Origin of the sequence: Mycobacterium sp. (genome assembly GCF_049281135.1) — a bacterium.
Taxonomy (GTDB): domain Bacteria; phylum Actinomycetota; class Actinomycetes; order Mycobacteriales; family Mycobacteriaceae; genus Mycobacterium.
In genome coordinates this window covers 1-14,587 of the sequence record NZ_JBAPRN010000592.1, presented here as the reverse complement: position 1 = coordinate 14,587, position 14,587 = coordinate 1, and the positions used below count along the sequence as shown (strand labels likewise).

Below are 14,587 nucleotides of genomic sequence, written 5' to 3'. Positions count from 1 at the left end.
AGTTGTCATTTGTCGCGGGCCGGCGGATCGCCCGCCGCCGGTTCGGTCACAAGCGTCCAGACCACGTCGTCGTCAGTCAGCTTCAAAACACCAGCGAACGACGACATCACGACTTCGAGGTCGCCCGGGAACCGAATGGCCGGCCCGGTTGCGGCCTCCAGGGCGGCCCTTGACAAGCGGCAGGTGCCGGGCGCCAGCACGCGCAGGTAGGCCCCTTCATCGAGCACAACGACGTCGTCGTTCTCCTCCTCGATGACGGCGGCCACCACATGCGCGAACGGCGTGGCGTGCAACACCGGGCCCACCCGCCGATCGGGGTCGTCTACCCGGCGCGCCGATTCCGACGGTATCTGGATGAAGATCCGCTCGTCGTCGAGTCGAACCGGGAAGGGTTTCAGACGCGCGGCTTGCGGGTTCACCCCCTGGCCGGTCCGCGCATCGAATTCCCATTCGTGCGCGGCGCACCTCAGCGTGTTGTGGTTGAGGACGCCGTGGGAGAGGGGATTTGCCAGGTGAGGGCACCGGTCCTCATATGCGAACAGTGCGCCGTCGACGTTGCACAGCACGACGTCGACGCCGCCGAGGTTAACGCCGCGCACCTCGCCTTCCCACAAGTCGTCGAGGGTTCCGGCGTATCGCCAGACCGCCGAAGGTGTGTCAGCCGCGCTCGACCGTGAAGATGTCGCCATTGCTCAGCCCTGCTTGTGCGATAGTGTCGGCCGGCTCGAGGATCTCGCCGCTTTCGTTGCGTACTGCTATAGCTCCCTGTCGCTCTGGCCCCAGGCCCCAGGCCACCAGCTGGCGCCCCAGCTCGGCCACCGTGCGTTCGTTAGGTGTGACGATCACGCGCCCCACGAAGTCGTCGCTGGCGTAGCCGAACAAGTAGACGCGCACCGCCGTCGCCTCACACTGTCGGGATGGGGTCGAGGCGCCATGGATCCAGACCGCGGCGCAGATCCTTGCCGTTCTCCGCGGGCTCCGTCAGGCCCATCCACTCCTGCAGATCGATGAGCTTGCCGGGCGCCTCGCCCGCGACGATCCGGTCGACGACGCTTTTGTGGCCGGCGAAACGTTGGGGCTCCTGCTGGAAAATCCAACGGCACGGTTCCGAGCAGAACAGATATCGCCGGCCATGCATCTCGAGCGTGCAGGCGGTGTTGCGACCGGGTCTGACGAACAGGGTCGGGAGCTGGCAGAGGTTGCACAGCGCCGGCAGACCGTAGGACAGCGTGTTCGTCTCACCGCTGCCCTGCCAACGTTCTTCCACCTGATCCCACAGTGGCGCGTAGACCTCGTTCCATCGCGGGTATTTGTCGTTCAGCCATGATCGTTCAGCCGCGTTGGGTGACGCAACGTCGAACCACAACGTTGTCCGGTAGGTGTAGAGGCCCAGCTGAAAGCTGTGGTGCGCGTAGTCGAGCTCCTCCACGAAAAGGTCCCAGAACCAAGGTTTTTCAAGGTCGAATTCGGCGAGGTTCTTCATGAACTGCTCAGTTACCCACTCGGTCATGAATTCTTTGAACGAGCGCGTCCGCGCATCCAGCGGGGTGAGGTATTCCATCGCAGTTCCGGTCAGCGCCAAGAACAACCGCCAACATCGCCACCACATCTTGTCGACGAGGTATTGGGCGCGCTGACGCGATCCGTTGTCCAGTAGCGTCCGCATCACCGGGTGGCCGATCTGGGCGTGGCGGGCCTCGTCGGTCTGAATGCTTGCCAGCGTCTTTTCGAATAGATGGTGGTGGGCGCGATCGGCCATGGCCGCCATGGCCATGAATTGCAGGTTGGTGAAGCCCGTCTCGAAGACGAAGTTGAGCTGGATGGCGAGGTCGAGTGCGTCGGCCGCGAGGAACATGTCGTCGAAAAGGTGGCGTGCGGCAAGAATGACCCATTGGTTGGTGTGGTAGGCCTTATGCGTCCAGTCGAAGTTCCCGTCGTGCGAGAGCAAGTCGCTGCCGATCAGCAGCGGAATCTGGGTATGGCGGATCTCGTCGAGAGCGCCGAGGGTCGCCATCATCCGCCAGGCGCTGTCACGGCCGAACCGAGCCATGCGCAACTCGGCGATCGCGCCGGCATATTCAGCCAGAGCGATCGCACCATTGTGAAATTTGACCAACTCCAGCCAACCCGGGTCGAGTTCGTCGAGCAGCCGCGGCTTCGACAGTGCCGCACGTACTCCGAGGACGGCCGCGTCTTTTTCCCGCTGATTCGCCACATACTCTCGGTAGGTGGTGCGGTAGGCCTCGCTCCAGCCCTGCCAGGCCTCATGGGCCAGCCAGGGGCGGCCGCTGACCTGTTCAGGAAACAGGCTGCGTTCATCGACGTAGCGGGGGGTCCAGTCGACCTTGCGCGCTATGTCGAGCCAGTCGTCTCTTCGAAGTACCATTTCGCTGCCTCGGCAATCTCCGTGTTGGAGTCGTACCCGGCCGCGGGTTTATCGGGTACTAGGTCGCTTGCTGCGCCAGCCAGGAGTTCATCGGGTGTCGTGAAGTACGGGTTTTCGATCAGCATCCCGCCAACCAGCATGCGGGGGTGCGTCTTGAGCAGATTGACGATGATTCCGGCGCCGAAACGGTCGATGTCATATAGACAAACGACGACCTGCGGGTAGAGCGGCAAGTACCGGTTCATTTCGGACTCCAGCAGGAGCAACTCGTGCATATCAGGCACAACGTCTCGCCGCGACCAGGTCTCGACCGCGCGCACAAGGTCGAACCGCCCGTCGTACATCGCATCCGCGATTGCGGCTTTCCATGCGCCGATGATCTCGTCGGCGCAAAATCGGCCTGACCGCAGGTACAAATCAGCCGCCCGTATCACTTCGAGCTGGGGGGCGGCTGACGCGGACGTAGCCACGTTGTGCCCGAGCTTCTTGAAAATTTTGGCCGGATCGGTCTCATCGAACACGCAGATGCATTTATCGCCTGCGGTCAGCCCCGCCTCCAGGAACGGGATCAGCACCTGGTCACGTTGCGACTGGCCTGCATAGAGGCCGCAGATGTGATCGCCCACCTGGGCCTCGAGGCCGTTCACTCCCAACGCGATACTAGGAGACACCGTCCCCCTATCAACGAGATTTGGTCAGCGTAGTCGAGGTCCCGGCTTAGTGGCGGGTGCAGTTTCGCCTCTCGCATAATCTTTACGGTCCCCCTACCCCTGGCGGGGCAGCTCGCACCGTTGTTTTCGGCCCATCGGGCGCACGCGCAGGTCATCTCCGACTGCCAGACTTCGTCAATGTTGGCGTTTCTCCGACGTCTGAGTCCGTTGGGGTAGCGCCGACCGATACCAATTCTTACTGCGCGCTAGGGGAAGCCGTGACTCGTCGCCTCCCCGCCGGAATCGGGGTTGTCGAGGGGATGGCCGGCGGTACAGATGCCCTTCGGCCGGTTCACGTTTGCCAGGGGCCGGATCGGCAGCCTGCCAATTGACACCAACGACTGCGAACCCATGGAAACCGCCATTTCAACGATCCCGGTCAATGGTCACGTCCACGACATCGCTGTGAGTCGCAACGGCGAGCACGCCTATGTTGCCCTATCCAAGTCGGTCGCGGTCCTCAACGGTGAGCAACGCGTGGTGGCCAGTATTCCGCTGCCCGATCATCCGAAAAACCTGCTGATGGACGCCGATGGCAGACAATTGATGGTCAGTCAGTGCGGGGGGTCGGTATCGGTCGTCGATACCGACACTTACACCGTCAAAACCCTGCGAGACCGGTGTGTTTCGGATGTGGTGGTCAGCCCGGACGGACGCTACGTCTACGCTGCCCATCGCCAGCCCTCCGATACAGGGGACGCTGACGTTGTCACGGCAATCGACATTGCCAGTGGAACAACGGTTTTCAAGATACTCATCAACGATGTCGCCGGACTTGCGATCAGCCCTGCCGGGACCCTGCTGTATGCGGTTTCATATGACCGCCGCACCTATTATCAGTATCCGGCGGGCCGGCTGACTATCATCGATGCCGCTAGCGGTACCGTCGCCGACGCCATCACGGTCGGCGTTTGTCCGGAGACTGTAACCGTGAGTCCGGACGGCACCTGCCTGTCCATCACCCACTACGACACGCATTCGGTCTCGCTGGTCAACTTGGCGACCGGCGCCGTTACCGCGGTCGGCCTGCGGGACGCTCCGCTGGGCATCGTGTTCACCCCGGACGGCACCCATACCTATGTGAGCAATGGCATTCACTGACCGCGATCGACACGACGACCCATGACGCATACGACCTCGTTACCGGCGACCTACCAAGAGGTTTGCAGCTCAGTCCCGACGGAAAGCACGCCTACAGCGCCAATCTCGGCGATGGCACGATCTCGCTGATGGATACCATCACCAACTCGATCACCGCGACCCTCGACGTGCTCAGCCATCCAGAGGCGGTGGCGGTCAGCGCAGACGGTGAGCGTGTCTACGTGGGCGACTACTGGTCCCGCGCCGTCGCGGTGATCTCGGTGCCAATGCTGCGCGACCTGCTCGGCAACACCTGAGACTCATCGTCGTGCATCGCCCGGGAGGCCGCCGGTGTCGCAGCCAGTAGTAAGACCGCCAGTGCTCGTTCGGCTCTCGACGGTGACTTGTGCTGGCAGGACGAATCCGCTCGTCGGTTTTCACCCCGCTGGGCGCACGCGCAAACGCAATCCGATTGGAAGGCTAACTGCATAGAGGCGTACCGATGTGGGCTTGACCCACCCGGTTTGTGCCCCCGAACACTCACAATTTAAGGAGACGCAATGACTCTCATGCGATTCGACCCGTTCCGCGAACTTGACCGGCTCGCCGATCAGGCGCTGACAAGCGCTCGGACGCCACGAACAATGCCGATGGAAGCCTTCCGGCGTGGTGACCAGTTCATCGTCGCCATTGATGTACCGGGCGTTAACCAGGAGGATGTAGACGTCACCGTCGAACGCAACGTCATTGAACTGAGCGCTCGTCGCCAACCTCTGCGGCAGGCGGGCGACGAGGTGATCATCGACGAGAGGCCGCAGGGCGAGTTCCGTCGGCAGCTTTTCCTCGGGGACAACCTCGATCCGGACAAGCTGACGGCGAAGTATGACCACGGCGTGCTGACCCTGACAATTCCGGTTTCGGAGGCGAGCAAGCCCCGCAAGATCGAAATCGACCGATCGACGGAAACGCCGCACGCCGTTGACGCGAAATCCGAAGTCAGACAACCCGTTAGCGCTTAGCTACTTCGACAACTATGCCGACACGCGTTGACCGCCCTTGTGACGTAAGCATTTTCACGCTGGGTGGTGCCGATGTCGACCAGGCTGACCGCGTAAGGCCGCTGCTGACTGGCAGCACAAACTAGAGGGGAAAAGCAATGGCAACTGCAGTAGGAATCGACCTCGGTACGACCAACTCGGTGATAGCGGCCTGGCAGGGCGGCGAGCCGATCGTCATCCCCAACGCCGAAGGTGCCCGCACGACACCGTCTGTGGTGGCGTTCACCGAAAGCGGTGAACGACTAGTCGGCCAACTGGCCAGACGGCAATCGATCATGAATCCCAAGGGCACCATCTATTCGGCGAAACGGTTCATCGGCCGGCGCTTCGACGAAATCTCGGAAGAGGCCAAAGCGGTCAGCTTCGACGTCGTCAAAGGCGACGGCGATGCTGTCCGTTTCGACATACGCGGTAAGAAGTACGCGCCGGAGGAGATCAGCGCACAAGTGCTCCGCAAGCTCGTCGACGATGCCAGCAAGTTCCTGGGCGAGCGGGTCAAGGAAGCGGTGATCACTGTTCCGGCGTACTTCAACGATGCCCAGCGCAACGCCACCAAAGACGCCGGGCGGATCGCCGGCCTGCAGGTGCTGCGCATCATCAACGAGCCCACCGCCGCGGCGCTGGCCTACGGATTGGACAAGAAAGGCCACGAGACCGTGTTGGTCTTCGACTTGGGTGGCGGCACGTTCGATGTCAGCCTGCTGGACGTGGGCGACGGCGTGGTCGAGGTGCGCGCTACCGCTGGTGATTCGCACCTCGGTGGTGACGACTTCGACCGCCGACTGGTCGACTACCTGGCCGACGAATTTCAACGCGACAACAACATCGACCTGCGCAAGGACCCGCAGGCATTGCAGCGGTTGTTCGAAGCGGCCGAGAAGGCCAAGGTAGAGCTGTCCACGGTTGCGCAGACTCAGGTGAACCTGCCTTTCATCACCGCCGACGCGAGCGGTCCGAAGCATCTGACGACGACCATCATGCGGTCAAAGTTCGAGGATCTCGCGGCCGATCTGGTGGAACGCTGCATGGGTCCGGTGAAGCAGGCGATGGACGACGCCAAGGTCACGGCGAACGACATCGACGAGGTCCTCCTGGTCGGCGGGTCGACTCGTATCCCCGCCGTCCAGGGGTTGGTTCGTCGCCTAACCGGGGGCAAGGACCCCAACATGAGCGTCAATCCGGACGAGGTGGTCGCGCTGGGGGCTGCGGTCCAGGCCGGTGTGCTCAAGGGTGAGGTGTCCGACGTCTTGCTACTTGACGTCACACCACTGTCGCTGGGGGTGGAAACCCGCGGCGGAGTCATGACCAAGCTCATCGAACGCAACACCACGATCCCGGCCCGGCGCAGCGAGGTGTTCACCACTGCCGAAGACGGCCAGCCTGCAGTCGATGTCGTTGTGCTGCAGGGCGAGCGGGAGCTGGCCAGAGACAACCGGGTGCTCGGCAGGTTCAAGTTGGACAACATCCGCCCGGCGCCGCGGGGTGAGCCGCAAGTCGAGGTCACCTTCGACATCGACGCCAACGGCATCTTGAACGTGACGGCACGGGATAAAGACACCGGCGCCGAGCAGAGCATCACGATCAGCGAGCAGTCGAACCTGGACAAAACCGAAGTGGAGCGGATGGTCTCGGATGCCGAGGCGAACCGCCGCGAAGACGAGCAGTTGCGCAAGGCGGTCGAGGCACGCAACGAACTCGATTCGGCTGCCTACCAGGTCGAGCGAAAGCTTAGCCAGCTGGGCGACGCGGCGCCGCCGCACGAGCGGGCGCGCGCCGAAATGCTGGTCGGCGACGCGCGGCAGGCTATCAAAGAGGAGGCGCCACCGGAGCGGGTGCAATCGCTGACGTCGGAGCTGCAGCAGGTGCTTTACGGGCTGCAACCGGCGCCGGCAACTGCGGGAAACGGCGACACCGGCGGTAACGGCCAGGGTTCGCAGGCAGCTGACGACGACGTGGTCGACGCCGAATTCGACCGGAGCTGAACCACCGTGGGCACCCCCGCAGAGCAGTCGACAACTCAGGAGAGCCGCGAGAACCCAGTCGGAACGCCGGCTGACCCATCGCCTGAAACCGTTGGCCCGCAGAGTAACTCGGACGCCGAGCTGGCGAGGCTCGAGGATCGCTGGCGCCGCGCACTCGCCGACCTCGACAACCTGCGCAAACGGTATGCCCGTGAACTCGACCGCGAGCGCAAACTCGAACGGTCCAAGGTAGCCGGGGCCTGGCTTCCCGTCGTCGACAATCTGGAAAGGGCACTGCACCATTCGGCAGGCGACGCCGACTCGGTCGTCGCCGGCGTGCGAGCCATCCTCGACCAGGCGGTGCAGGTGCTGGACAACCTCGGCTACCCGCGCGACACCGAGACAGGTGTGCCGTTCGACCCGGAGCGACACGAAGTGGTCAACGTGACCGAAAACGGCGGCAGCGCACCGGGAACCGTGCTTGGGGTACTGCGCCCGGGTTACGGCAAGGGATCCCAGCAGCTACGGCCGGCGTCAGTGGTCGTCAGCGGCCGCGAGGGGTGAAAGCGCCGTGGCGCGTGACTATTACGAGGTTCTCGGGGTGTCGCGCGATGCGACCCACGAGCAGCTCCAGGAAGCGTTTCGGACGTTGGCGCGCAAATACCATCCCGACGTCAACTCCGCCCCCGGCGCTGAGGATCGGTTCAAGGAGCTCAACGAGGCTTATCACGTGCTGTCCGACCCGGACACCCGGAAACGCTACGACCGATTCGGTGAAGACTTCCGCCGGGTGCCCGAGGATTACGACGAGCAAGTCGGCGCGGGGTTCGGCGGCTTCCGCGCCGGGGCGCCGTCCGGCACCAGGGTGCGCTTCGGTCAGGGCTTCGGCGGCCGCAGCGGCGTCAATATCGAAGATCTCTTCGGTGATTTCTTAGGCGGCAGCGGCGGATTCGGGCCGATTCCCGGTGCCGACCAGCGGGCCGAGCTCGAGCTGACTGTAGAGGAAGCCTATCGGGGCGGTAGGCGTTCGATCACGCTGGACGGCCGCAGTTATCAGGTGAGCATCCCTGCGGGGGTGATCGACGGACAGCGCATCAGGCTCGCCGGCGAGGGCGGAAGGGGCAGCGGCGACGGACCGGCCGGAGACCTGTACCTGGTCGTGCGGGTCACACCGGATCGTCGGTTCCGGCTGGACGGACGCGACATCGCGACCGATCTGCCAGTGTCGCCGTGGGAGGCGGTGCTGGGTGCCACCGTTGCCGTCCACACCCCGGGCGGCGAGGCGAAAGTCAAGGTGCCGCCGGGTTCGTCGACGGGCAGACGGTTGCGGCTTCGCGGCGAAGGGATGCCCAATCCGCGGGGCAAACCCGGCGACCTTTACGCCGAGGTCAAGATCGTCGTGCCGCCGAAACCCACGAAGCAGGAGCGCGAGTTGTTCGAGCAGCTGGCCACGGTGTCCACGTTCGACGCGAGGAGAGGGCGATGACCGCGACGACGCCGTCAGTGCGCTACGTGCTGGCGCGGCGGCCCGGAATGGATCTGGACACGTTTGCCCGCCGCTCCGGCTTACACCCCGACACGGTGCGCAGATTCGTCACACTGGGGCTGCTGCCTTGTCAAAGAAACCCCCGCGGCCAGCTTCGCTTCGACGCGTCGGCGCTGCGCATCGTCGCCCGCATTCAGCGGCTTCGAATAGGCCTCGGACTCAACTACGCGGCGATCGGGCTGGTGCTCGACTTGTTAGACCGAATCGAGGAGCTGGAATCCGGGGCTCGCCAAAGGAGGACATCGCTGTGGACATCAACAAGCTGACCCAAAAGTCGCAGGACGCTTTGCAGGAGGCGCAGGCTCTGGCCACCCGGATGGGCCACGTCGAGGTCGACGGCGAGCACCTGCTGTTGGCATTGGTCGACCAGCCGCAGGGCTTGGTGCCGCGGCTATTGGAGCAGGCGGGCGCCGACACCGAGGCGCTGCGCGCCGACCTGGAACGTGAGCTCGACCGCCGGCCCAAGGTCAGCGGCCCGGGCGCCTTCCCGGGCCAGGTTTCGATCACCGCGAGACTGGCCAAGGTGTTGGAGGCAGCCGAGCGAGAAGCCAAGCGGCTCAAGGACGAATACGTCTCGGTGGAGCACCTGGTGATCGCGCTCGCCGAAGAGGGCAGTTCCACCGCCAGCGGACGGATTCTGGCGTCTCACGGCGTGACCCGCGACGCGTTCCTTGGGGCGCTGACGAAGGTGCGCGGCAACCAGCGGGTCACCTCGGCGACGCCGGAAGGGTCCTACGAAGCGCTGGAGAAATACGGCCGCGACCTAGTCGCGGAGGCCCAGGCGGGCAAGCTCGACCCGGTGATCGGACGCGACGCCGAGATACGCAGGGTCATCCAGATACTGAGCCGCAAGACGAAGAACAATCCAGTCTTGATCGGCGACCCCGGTGTCGGCAAGACCGCGATCGTCGAAGGACTGGCTCAGCGGATCGTGCGTGGTGACGTGCCGGAAGGCTTGCGGGACAAGACGATCTTCAGCCTCGACATGGGCTCGCTGGTGGCCGGCGCCAAGTACCGCGGCGAATTCGAGGAGCGGCTCAAAGCCGTGCTGGCGGAGGTGAAGGCCGGCGAGGGCCGCATCTTGCTGTTTGTCGACGAGTTGCACACCGTGGTCGGTGCGGGCGCCGCGGAAGGGTCCCTGGACGCCGGCAACATGCTCAAGCCGATGCTGGCCCGCGGCGAGCTGCACATGATCGGCGCCACCACTCTCGACGAGTACCGCAAGCACATCGAGAACGATGCCGCTCTGGAGCGAAGGTTCCAGACGGTGCTGGTGGACGAACCCGATGTGGAGGACACCATCTCGATTCTGCGGGGCCTGCGCGAACGTCTGGAGGTATTCCACGGTGTGCGGATCCAAGACGGTGCGCTGGTGGCGGCGGCGACGCTGTCGCACCGCTACATCACCGACCGGTTCCTTCCGGACAAGGCGATCGACCTGGTGGACGAGGCGTGTGCGCGTCTGCGCACCGAGATCGACTCCATGCCTGCGGAATTGGACGAAATCACCCGGCGGGTGACACGGCTGGAGATCGAAGACGCCGCACTGGGGAAAGAGACCGACCCGGCCAGCAAGGCCCGTCTCGGGGAACTCCGCAAAGAACTCGCCGATCTGCGGGCGGAGGCCGATGCGCGGCACGCGCAGTGGGATGCCGAGCGACAGTCGATCCGTCGGGTGCAGGAACTGCGCGGACAGCTGGAGCAACTGCGGCATGAGGCGGAGGAAGCCGAGCGCAACTACGACCTCAACAGGGCAGCCGAGTTGCGGTACGGGCAGATCAGGGAACTCGAACGCAAACTGCAAGCGGCCGAAGACCAACTCAAGGCCAAGCAGGGGGAGCGGCCACTGCTACGTGAAGTCGTCGACGCCGACGAGATCGCCGAAATCGTGGCCGCCTGGACCGGGATACCAGTGGCCCGCCTGCAGGAGGGCGAACGCGAGAAGCTCTTGCGGCTGGACGAAATCCTGCACGAACGGGTGGTCGGCCAGGACGAGGCGGTGCAACTCATCGCCGATGCGGTAATCCGGGCCCGATCGGGAATCCGGGACCCGCGCCGGCCGATCGGCTCATTCATCTTTCTCGGGCCCACCGGTGTCGGCAAGACCGAACTGGCGAAGACGCTGGCGGCCGCCCTGTTCGACAGCCAGGACAACATAGTGCGCCTAGACATGAGCGAATACCAGGAACGGCATACCGTGAGCCGCTTGGTCGGTGCACCACCGGGCTATGTCGGATACGACGAGGGCGGCCAGCTCACTGAGGCGGTACGGCGCAAGCCCTACTCGGTCGTACTCTTCGATGAGATCGAGAAGGCGCACGCCGACATTTTCAACGCGCTGTTGCAGGTGCTTGACGACGGTCGGCTCACCGACGCACAGGGACGCCAGGTCGACTTCCGCAACACGGTCGTGATCATGACGTCCAATATCGGCTCGCAGTATCTGCTAGACGGGGTGACCGCCGACGGCGAGATCAAGCCTGACGCCCGCGACCAGGTGATGGCCGAACTGCGGGCACACTTTCGGCCTGAATTTCTCAACCGGGTTGACGACATTGTGTTGTTCACCCCGTTGGCGCTATCCCAGATAGAACAGATCGTTGAGCTACAGCTGCAGGAGCTGCGAGACCGCTTGGCGCAAAGGCAGATCGACTTGGAGATCACACCGGAAGCTCGTCGGCTGATCGCCGAACATGGCTTCGACCCGGTGTACGGCGCACGGCCACTGCGTCGCTACATCGCCCACGAGGTCGAGACCAAGATCGGTCGTGCGTTGATGCGCGGCGACATCGCCGCCGGCGGCAAGATCCGGGTCAGAGTAGACGGCGGCGAACTCGCGGTCAGTTACGCAGAGAGCGCCGTTGCGGCGTAGAGGCGGCAGGTCATGAACAGCACCACGGTGGTATGCACCAATTGCGGAAAACGCAACCGGGTGCCGGCGGCTGCCGACGGTAAACCGCGCTGCGCCAACTGTCATCACTGGCTGCCGTGGGTGGTCGATGCGGGCGACCTCGATTTCGCTGAGATCGTTGAAAAGTCCACGGTCCCAGTGCTGGTCGACTTGTGGGCAACGTGGTGCGGACCGTGCCGGATGGTCAGCCCGGCGTTGGAACGGCTCGCCCGCGAGCGGGCGGGCAACCTAAAACTCGTGAAGGTGGACGTGGACTCGGCACCGGCGATCTCGCAGCGCTTCAGCGTACGTGCGGTTCCGACCCTACTGCTCATCGACCACGGTCAGCTGTTGGCGCGTCAGTCGGGCGCCGCACCCGTTGCCGCACTGCGTGATTGGCTCGACCAGGCGGTGCCAACGACAACCAAGGAGGCGCGATCATGACATCGATATTCGTTGACCCCGACCTGGCGGCCATCCGCCGTGTCACTCCCAGAACTCCCGAAGGCTGCGAGGAATGTTTGCGTCTGCATACCCCATGGCTGCATCTGCGGCTGTGTCTGTCCTGCGGCCACGTCGGCTGTTGCGACTCGTCTCCGATGCGCCACGCACGCAAACACGCGCACACAGTAGAGCATCCCATTGTCCGATCATTCGAGCCCGGTGAATCGTGGCGGTGGTGTTATGTTCACGAAACTTACGTCTGAGGTGGCTGATGTCTGACGTAACGTCCATTGAGTCGTCAGTCGCGGGCACCCAGGAGTGGCAGGAGACACCGGACCTGTTCGGTGCGTACCCACGGTTGACTGAGGACCAGATCGCGACACTGCGTCCCGGAGGCACCAAGCGGCCTGTCGGCGTTGACGAAATCCTGATTCACGAGGGGACGCGATCCGACGAGTTGTTTTTGATCTTGTCAGGCAAAGTCGCAATCGTCACCGATGACGATTCCGGTGAGAGGCGGGTGCTGCGTGTGCACGGACCCGGCAGGTTCCTGGGGGAGCTCGGCGATCTGGAAGGCCAGCCGGCGTTCTACACCGCGGTCGTCGTGGTCGAGGGTGAGGTGTTGGCGGTGCCCACCAGCCGCGTGCGTGCTCTGGTCGCCCACGATCAAATTCTGAGCGACCTGGTTTTGCGTGCATATCTGGTCCGCCGCTCCTTATTGATCGGGCAGGGCGTCGGGTTCCGGATTATCGGGTCGTGCTTCTCGCCCGACTCTGCCCGTTTACGAGAATTCGCCACCCGCAACCGATTACCGCACCGATGGTTGGATCTGGAAAATGACCGTGACGCTGAACGGCTGCTGCGTCATTTTGGGATTCCGCCGGAGAGCACGCCGGTTGTGATCTGGGGAACCAAGGTGCTGCGCAATCCCAGCAATGTCGAGCTCGCTCGGGTCGTCGGGCTCGCCGTGCCGGACGTGATCAGCGACGAATGCGACTTGATCGTGGTGGGCGCCGGTCCGGCCGGTCTGGGCGCTGCGGTCTACGGCGCTTCGGATGGCTTGCGGACTGCATCGATAGAGCGCGTCGCCGTTGGCGGCCAGGCCGGGACGACGTCGCGCATTGAGAACTATCTGGGTTTCCCAGCCGGAATCTCCGGGTCGGACCTTGCCGAAAGGGCATTCCTGCAGGCCGATAAGTTCGGCGCGCGAGTTTCGGTGTCCGCGGAGGCTATCCGGCTGGAATCCGACGGTGGACAGCTCCAGATCGTGTTCGCCGACGATACCGTGGCTGTCGGCCGCTCCGCGGTGCTGGCCACCGGAGCACGATATCGCCGCCTAGCCGTACCGGGGATCGATGCATTCCACGGCAACGGCGTGTATTACGCCGCTACCTATCAGGAAGCCCTGCTGTGTGGTGACGGCCCGGTCGTTATCGTCGGAGCCGGTAACTCCGCCGGGCAGGCGGCCGTGTTCCTGGCAAGTCGCGTGTCGCGGGTACATCTGCTGGTCCGGGGGGACGACCTCGGCAAGAGCATGTCACGCTACCTTGTCGACCGGATAGTTCAACAGCCGCGAGTGACGGTCCGTCTCAACACCGAAGTCCGCGAAGTCCACGGCGACGAAGCGTTGAAAAGCGTTGTGGCCGAGAACAATCGGACTGGTGCGAGGCAGTCTATCAAGGCGCGTGCCTTATTCGTGTTCATTGGGGCGGACCCGAATACCGGATGGTTGGCCGGCACGGTCGCGCTCGACGACCACGGTTTCATCGAAACCGGGCATGCCGCAGCGGATCACATTGGTGGCGCGAACGAGCTGATCACGGTCCGCCGCCCGGTCTTCTTGGAAACCAGTGTGTTCGGTGTCTTCGCCGCCGGAGACGTACGCAGCGGGTCGGTGAAGCGAGTGGCATCCGCGGTCGGCGAGGGAGCCATGTCGATCCGGCAGGTCAACAACTACCTCATGACCTGACCTTCCGGTTCAGCGTCAGTTCAATCGAACCGGTGGCTGTCTTCGGTCGAATCGATTCCACCGAGCACGCCGAGTACCCGGGTTGCCAAGTGGAGGTTGAGGCGAGTATCGACATCCTGCAGATCACGGTCGGTGATGTCGCGGATCCGCGCCAACCGATAGCGCAGGGTGCTGCGATGAATCTGCAGCGATTTTGCCGTCAGATCGTAGTTTCCGCCGCAATCGAGGTAGTGCGCGAGGGTCTTGACCAGCTCGGCACCTTTGGTGCGATCGTAGTCGAGTAACGCACCCAGCCATTCCTGCACGAAAGTGCGGACCTCGGGCCGCCCTTCGCCCGAATCCAGGATGCGGTACACGCCAAGGTCTTCGAACCGTCGGCTGCCATACGGTGTGGGGGAGGCTTGCTTGATCTTCAATGCGCGCTGCGCCTCTGAGAGGGACCGTGGAAGTGCCGAGGGAGCGTCAACCAGAGAGCCGAGCCCGATCGAACCGCGTTTGGAGCCCACGTCGGCCGAGATGGCGCGATGGAGATCAGTGTGGTCC

16 protein-coding genes are annotated in these 14,587 nt (G+C 63.8%); 11 read left to right on the top strand and 5 right to left on the bottom strand.

Annotated features, from left to right (window positions below):
• Positions 1-5 precede the first annotated feature (5 nt).
• The 4 genes from WAN02_RS23215 to WAN02_RS23200 are packed head-to-tail and all read right to left on the bottom strand — an operon-like array spanning position 6 to position 3,012.
• Positions 6-689 carry a Rieske 2Fe-2S domain-containing protein gene (locus WAN02_RS23215; protein ID WP_422266791.1) on the bottom strand — a complete coding sequence of 228 codons (684 nt, stop codon included), beginning with the start codon at positions 687-689 and terminating at the stop codon, positions 6-8.
• Positions 658-894, bottom strand: coding sequence for a hypothetical protein (locus tag WAN02_RS23210; RefSeq protein ID WP_422266789.1), 237 nt, complete (start codon positions 892-894; stop codon positions 658-660). Before WAN02_RS23210 ends, WAN02_RS23215 begins: the two co-directional genes overlap by 32 nt.
• Positions 895-904: 10 nt before the next feature.
• Positions 905-2,386, bottom strand: a complete 1,482-nt coding sequence (locus WAN02_RS23205; RefSeq protein WP_422266787.1) for a YHS domain-containing protein — start codon at positions 2,384-2,386, stop codon at positions 905-907.
• Positions 2,353-3,012, bottom strand: coding sequence for an MEDS domain-containing protein (locus WAN02_RS23200; RefSeq protein WP_422266785.1), 660 nt, complete (start codon positions 3,010-3,012; stop codon positions 2,353-2,355). The genes WAN02_RS23205 and WAN02_RS23200 overlap by 34 nt, the downstream gene beginning before the upstream one ends.
• 360 nt (positions 3,013-3,372) lie before the next feature.
• On the opposite strand from WAN02_RS23200, the gene WAN02_RS23195 reads away from it, so the two are divergent.
• The 11 genes from WAN02_RS23195 to WAN02_RS23145 all read left to right on the top strand — a co-directional run bounded on the left by WAN02_RS23195 (position 3,373) and on the right by WAN02_RS23145 (position 14,044).
• A complete protein-coding gene (locus tag WAN02_RS23195) occupies positions 3,373-4,197 on the top strand; it encodes a YncE family protein (RefSeq protein WP_422266783.1) in 825 nt (274 codons plus the stop codon).
• 62 nt (positions 4,198-4,259) lie between these two features.
• Positions 4,260-4,493: a YncE family protein gene (locus tag WAN02_RS23190; protein ID WP_422266781.1), complete on the top strand. Its 234-nt coding sequence runs from the start codon at positions 4,260-4,262 to the stop codon at positions 4,491-4,493.
• A 327-nt stretch (positions 4,494-4,820) separates the two neighbouring features.
• Positions 4,821-5,195 carry an Hsp20/alpha crystallin family protein gene (locus tag WAN02_RS23185; RefSeq protein WP_422266779.1) on the top strand — a complete coding sequence of 125 codons (375 nt, stop codon included), beginning with the start codon at positions 4,821-4,823 and terminating at the stop codon, positions 5,193-5,195.
• Between the two features lie 137 nt (positions 5,196-5,332).
• Positions 5,333-7,216, top strand: a complete 1,884-nt coding sequence (dnaK, locus tag WAN02_RS23180) for a molecular chaperone DnaK (RefSeq protein ID WP_422266777.1) — start codon at positions 5,333-5,335, stop codon at positions 7,214-7,216.
• Between the two features lie 6 nt (positions 7,217-7,222).
• A complete protein-coding gene (locus WAN02_RS23175) occupies positions 7,223-7,759 on the top strand; it encodes a nucleotide exchange factor GrpE (RefSeq protein WP_422266775.1) in 537 nt (178 codons plus the stop codon).
• Positions 7,760-7,766: 7 nt separating this feature from the next.
• Positions 7,767-8,681, top strand: a complete 915-nt coding sequence (locus WAN02_RS23170) for a DnaJ C-terminal domain-containing protein (RefSeq protein WP_422266773.1) — start codon at positions 7,767-7,769, stop codon at positions 8,679-8,681.
• Positions 8,678-9,007 (top strand): chaperone modulator CbpM, encoded by a 330-nt coding sequence (locus WAN02_RS23165; protein WP_422266771.1) that lies wholly within the window; start codon positions 8,678-8,680, stop codon positions 9,005-9,007. Before WAN02_RS23170 ends, WAN02_RS23165 begins: the two co-directional genes overlap by 4 nt.
• Positions 8,989-11,613, top strand: a complete 2,625-nt coding sequence (gene clpB, locus WAN02_RS23160; RefSeq protein ID WP_422266769.1) for an ATP-dependent chaperone ClpB — start codon at positions 8,989-8,991, stop codon at positions 11,611-11,613. Before WAN02_RS23165 ends, clpB begins: the two co-directional genes overlap by 19 nt.
• A 12-nt stretch (positions 11,614-11,625) precedes the next feature.
• Positions 11,626-12,075 carry a thioredoxin gene (gene trxA / locus WAN02_RS23155; RefSeq protein WP_422266767.1) on the top strand — a complete coding sequence of 150 codons (450 nt, stop codon included), beginning with the start codon at positions 11,626-11,628 and terminating at the stop codon, positions 12,073-12,075.
• Positions 12,072-12,338: a UBP-type zinc finger domain-containing protein gene (locus WAN02_RS23150; protein ID WP_422266765.1), complete on the top strand. Its 267-nt coding sequence runs from the start codon at positions 12,072-12,074 to the stop codon at positions 12,336-12,338. The genes trxA and WAN02_RS23150 overlap by 4 nt, the downstream gene beginning before the upstream one ends.
• Before the next feature lie 8 nt (positions 12,339-12,346).
• Positions 12,347-14,044 (top strand): FAD-dependent oxidoreductase, encoded by a 1,698-nt coding sequence (locus WAN02_RS23145; RefSeq protein ID WP_422266763.1) that lies wholly within the window; start codon positions 12,347-12,349, stop codon positions 14,042-14,044.
• 20 nt (positions 14,045-14,064) lie between these two features.
• On the opposite strand, the gene WAN02_RS23140 is transcribed toward WAN02_RS23145, so the two are convergent.
• The coding region (locus WAN02_RS23140; protein WP_422266761.1) for a PucR family transcriptional regulator at positions 14,065-14,587 on the bottom strand (523 nt) is incomplete at its 5' end.

Bases quoted from the DNA above. Each gene is read 5' to 3' on its own strand.
- dnaK (WP_422266777.1), top strand. From the start codon at position 5,333: ATGGCAACTGCAGTAGGAATCGACCTCGGTACGACCAACTCGGTGATA.
- WAN02_RS23205 (WP_422266787.1), bottom strand. From the start codon at position 2,386: ATGGTACTTCGAAGAGACGACTGGCTCGACATAGCGCGCAAGGTCGAC.
- WAN02_RS23150 (WP_422266765.1), top strand. From the start codon at position 12,072: ATGACATCGATATTCGTTGACCCCGACCTGGCGGCCATCCGCCGTGTC.
- WAN02_RS23185 (WP_422266779.1), top strand. From the start codon at position 4,821: ATGCCGATGGAAGCCTTCCGGCGTGGTGACCAGTTCATCGTCGCCATT.
- WAN02_RS23165 (WP_422266771.1), top strand. From the start codon at position 8,678: ATGACCGCGACGACGCCGTCAGTGCGCTACGTGCTGGCGCGGCGGCCC.
- WAN02_RS23195 (WP_422266783.1), top strand. From the start codon at position 3,373: ATGCCCTTCGGCCGGTTCACGTTTGCCAGGGGCCGGATCGGCAGCCTG.
- WAN02_RS23215 (WP_422266791.1), bottom strand. From the start codon at position 689: ATGGCGACATCTTCACGGTCGAGCGCGGCTGACACACCTTCGGCGGTC.
- WAN02_RS23145 (WP_422266763.1), top strand. From the start codon at position 12,347: ATGTCTGACGTAACGTCCATTGAGTCGTCAGTCGCGGGCACCCAGGAG.
- trxA (WP_422266767.1), top strand. From the start codon at position 11,626: ATGAACAGCACCACGGTGGTATGCACCAATTGCGGAAAACGCAACCGG.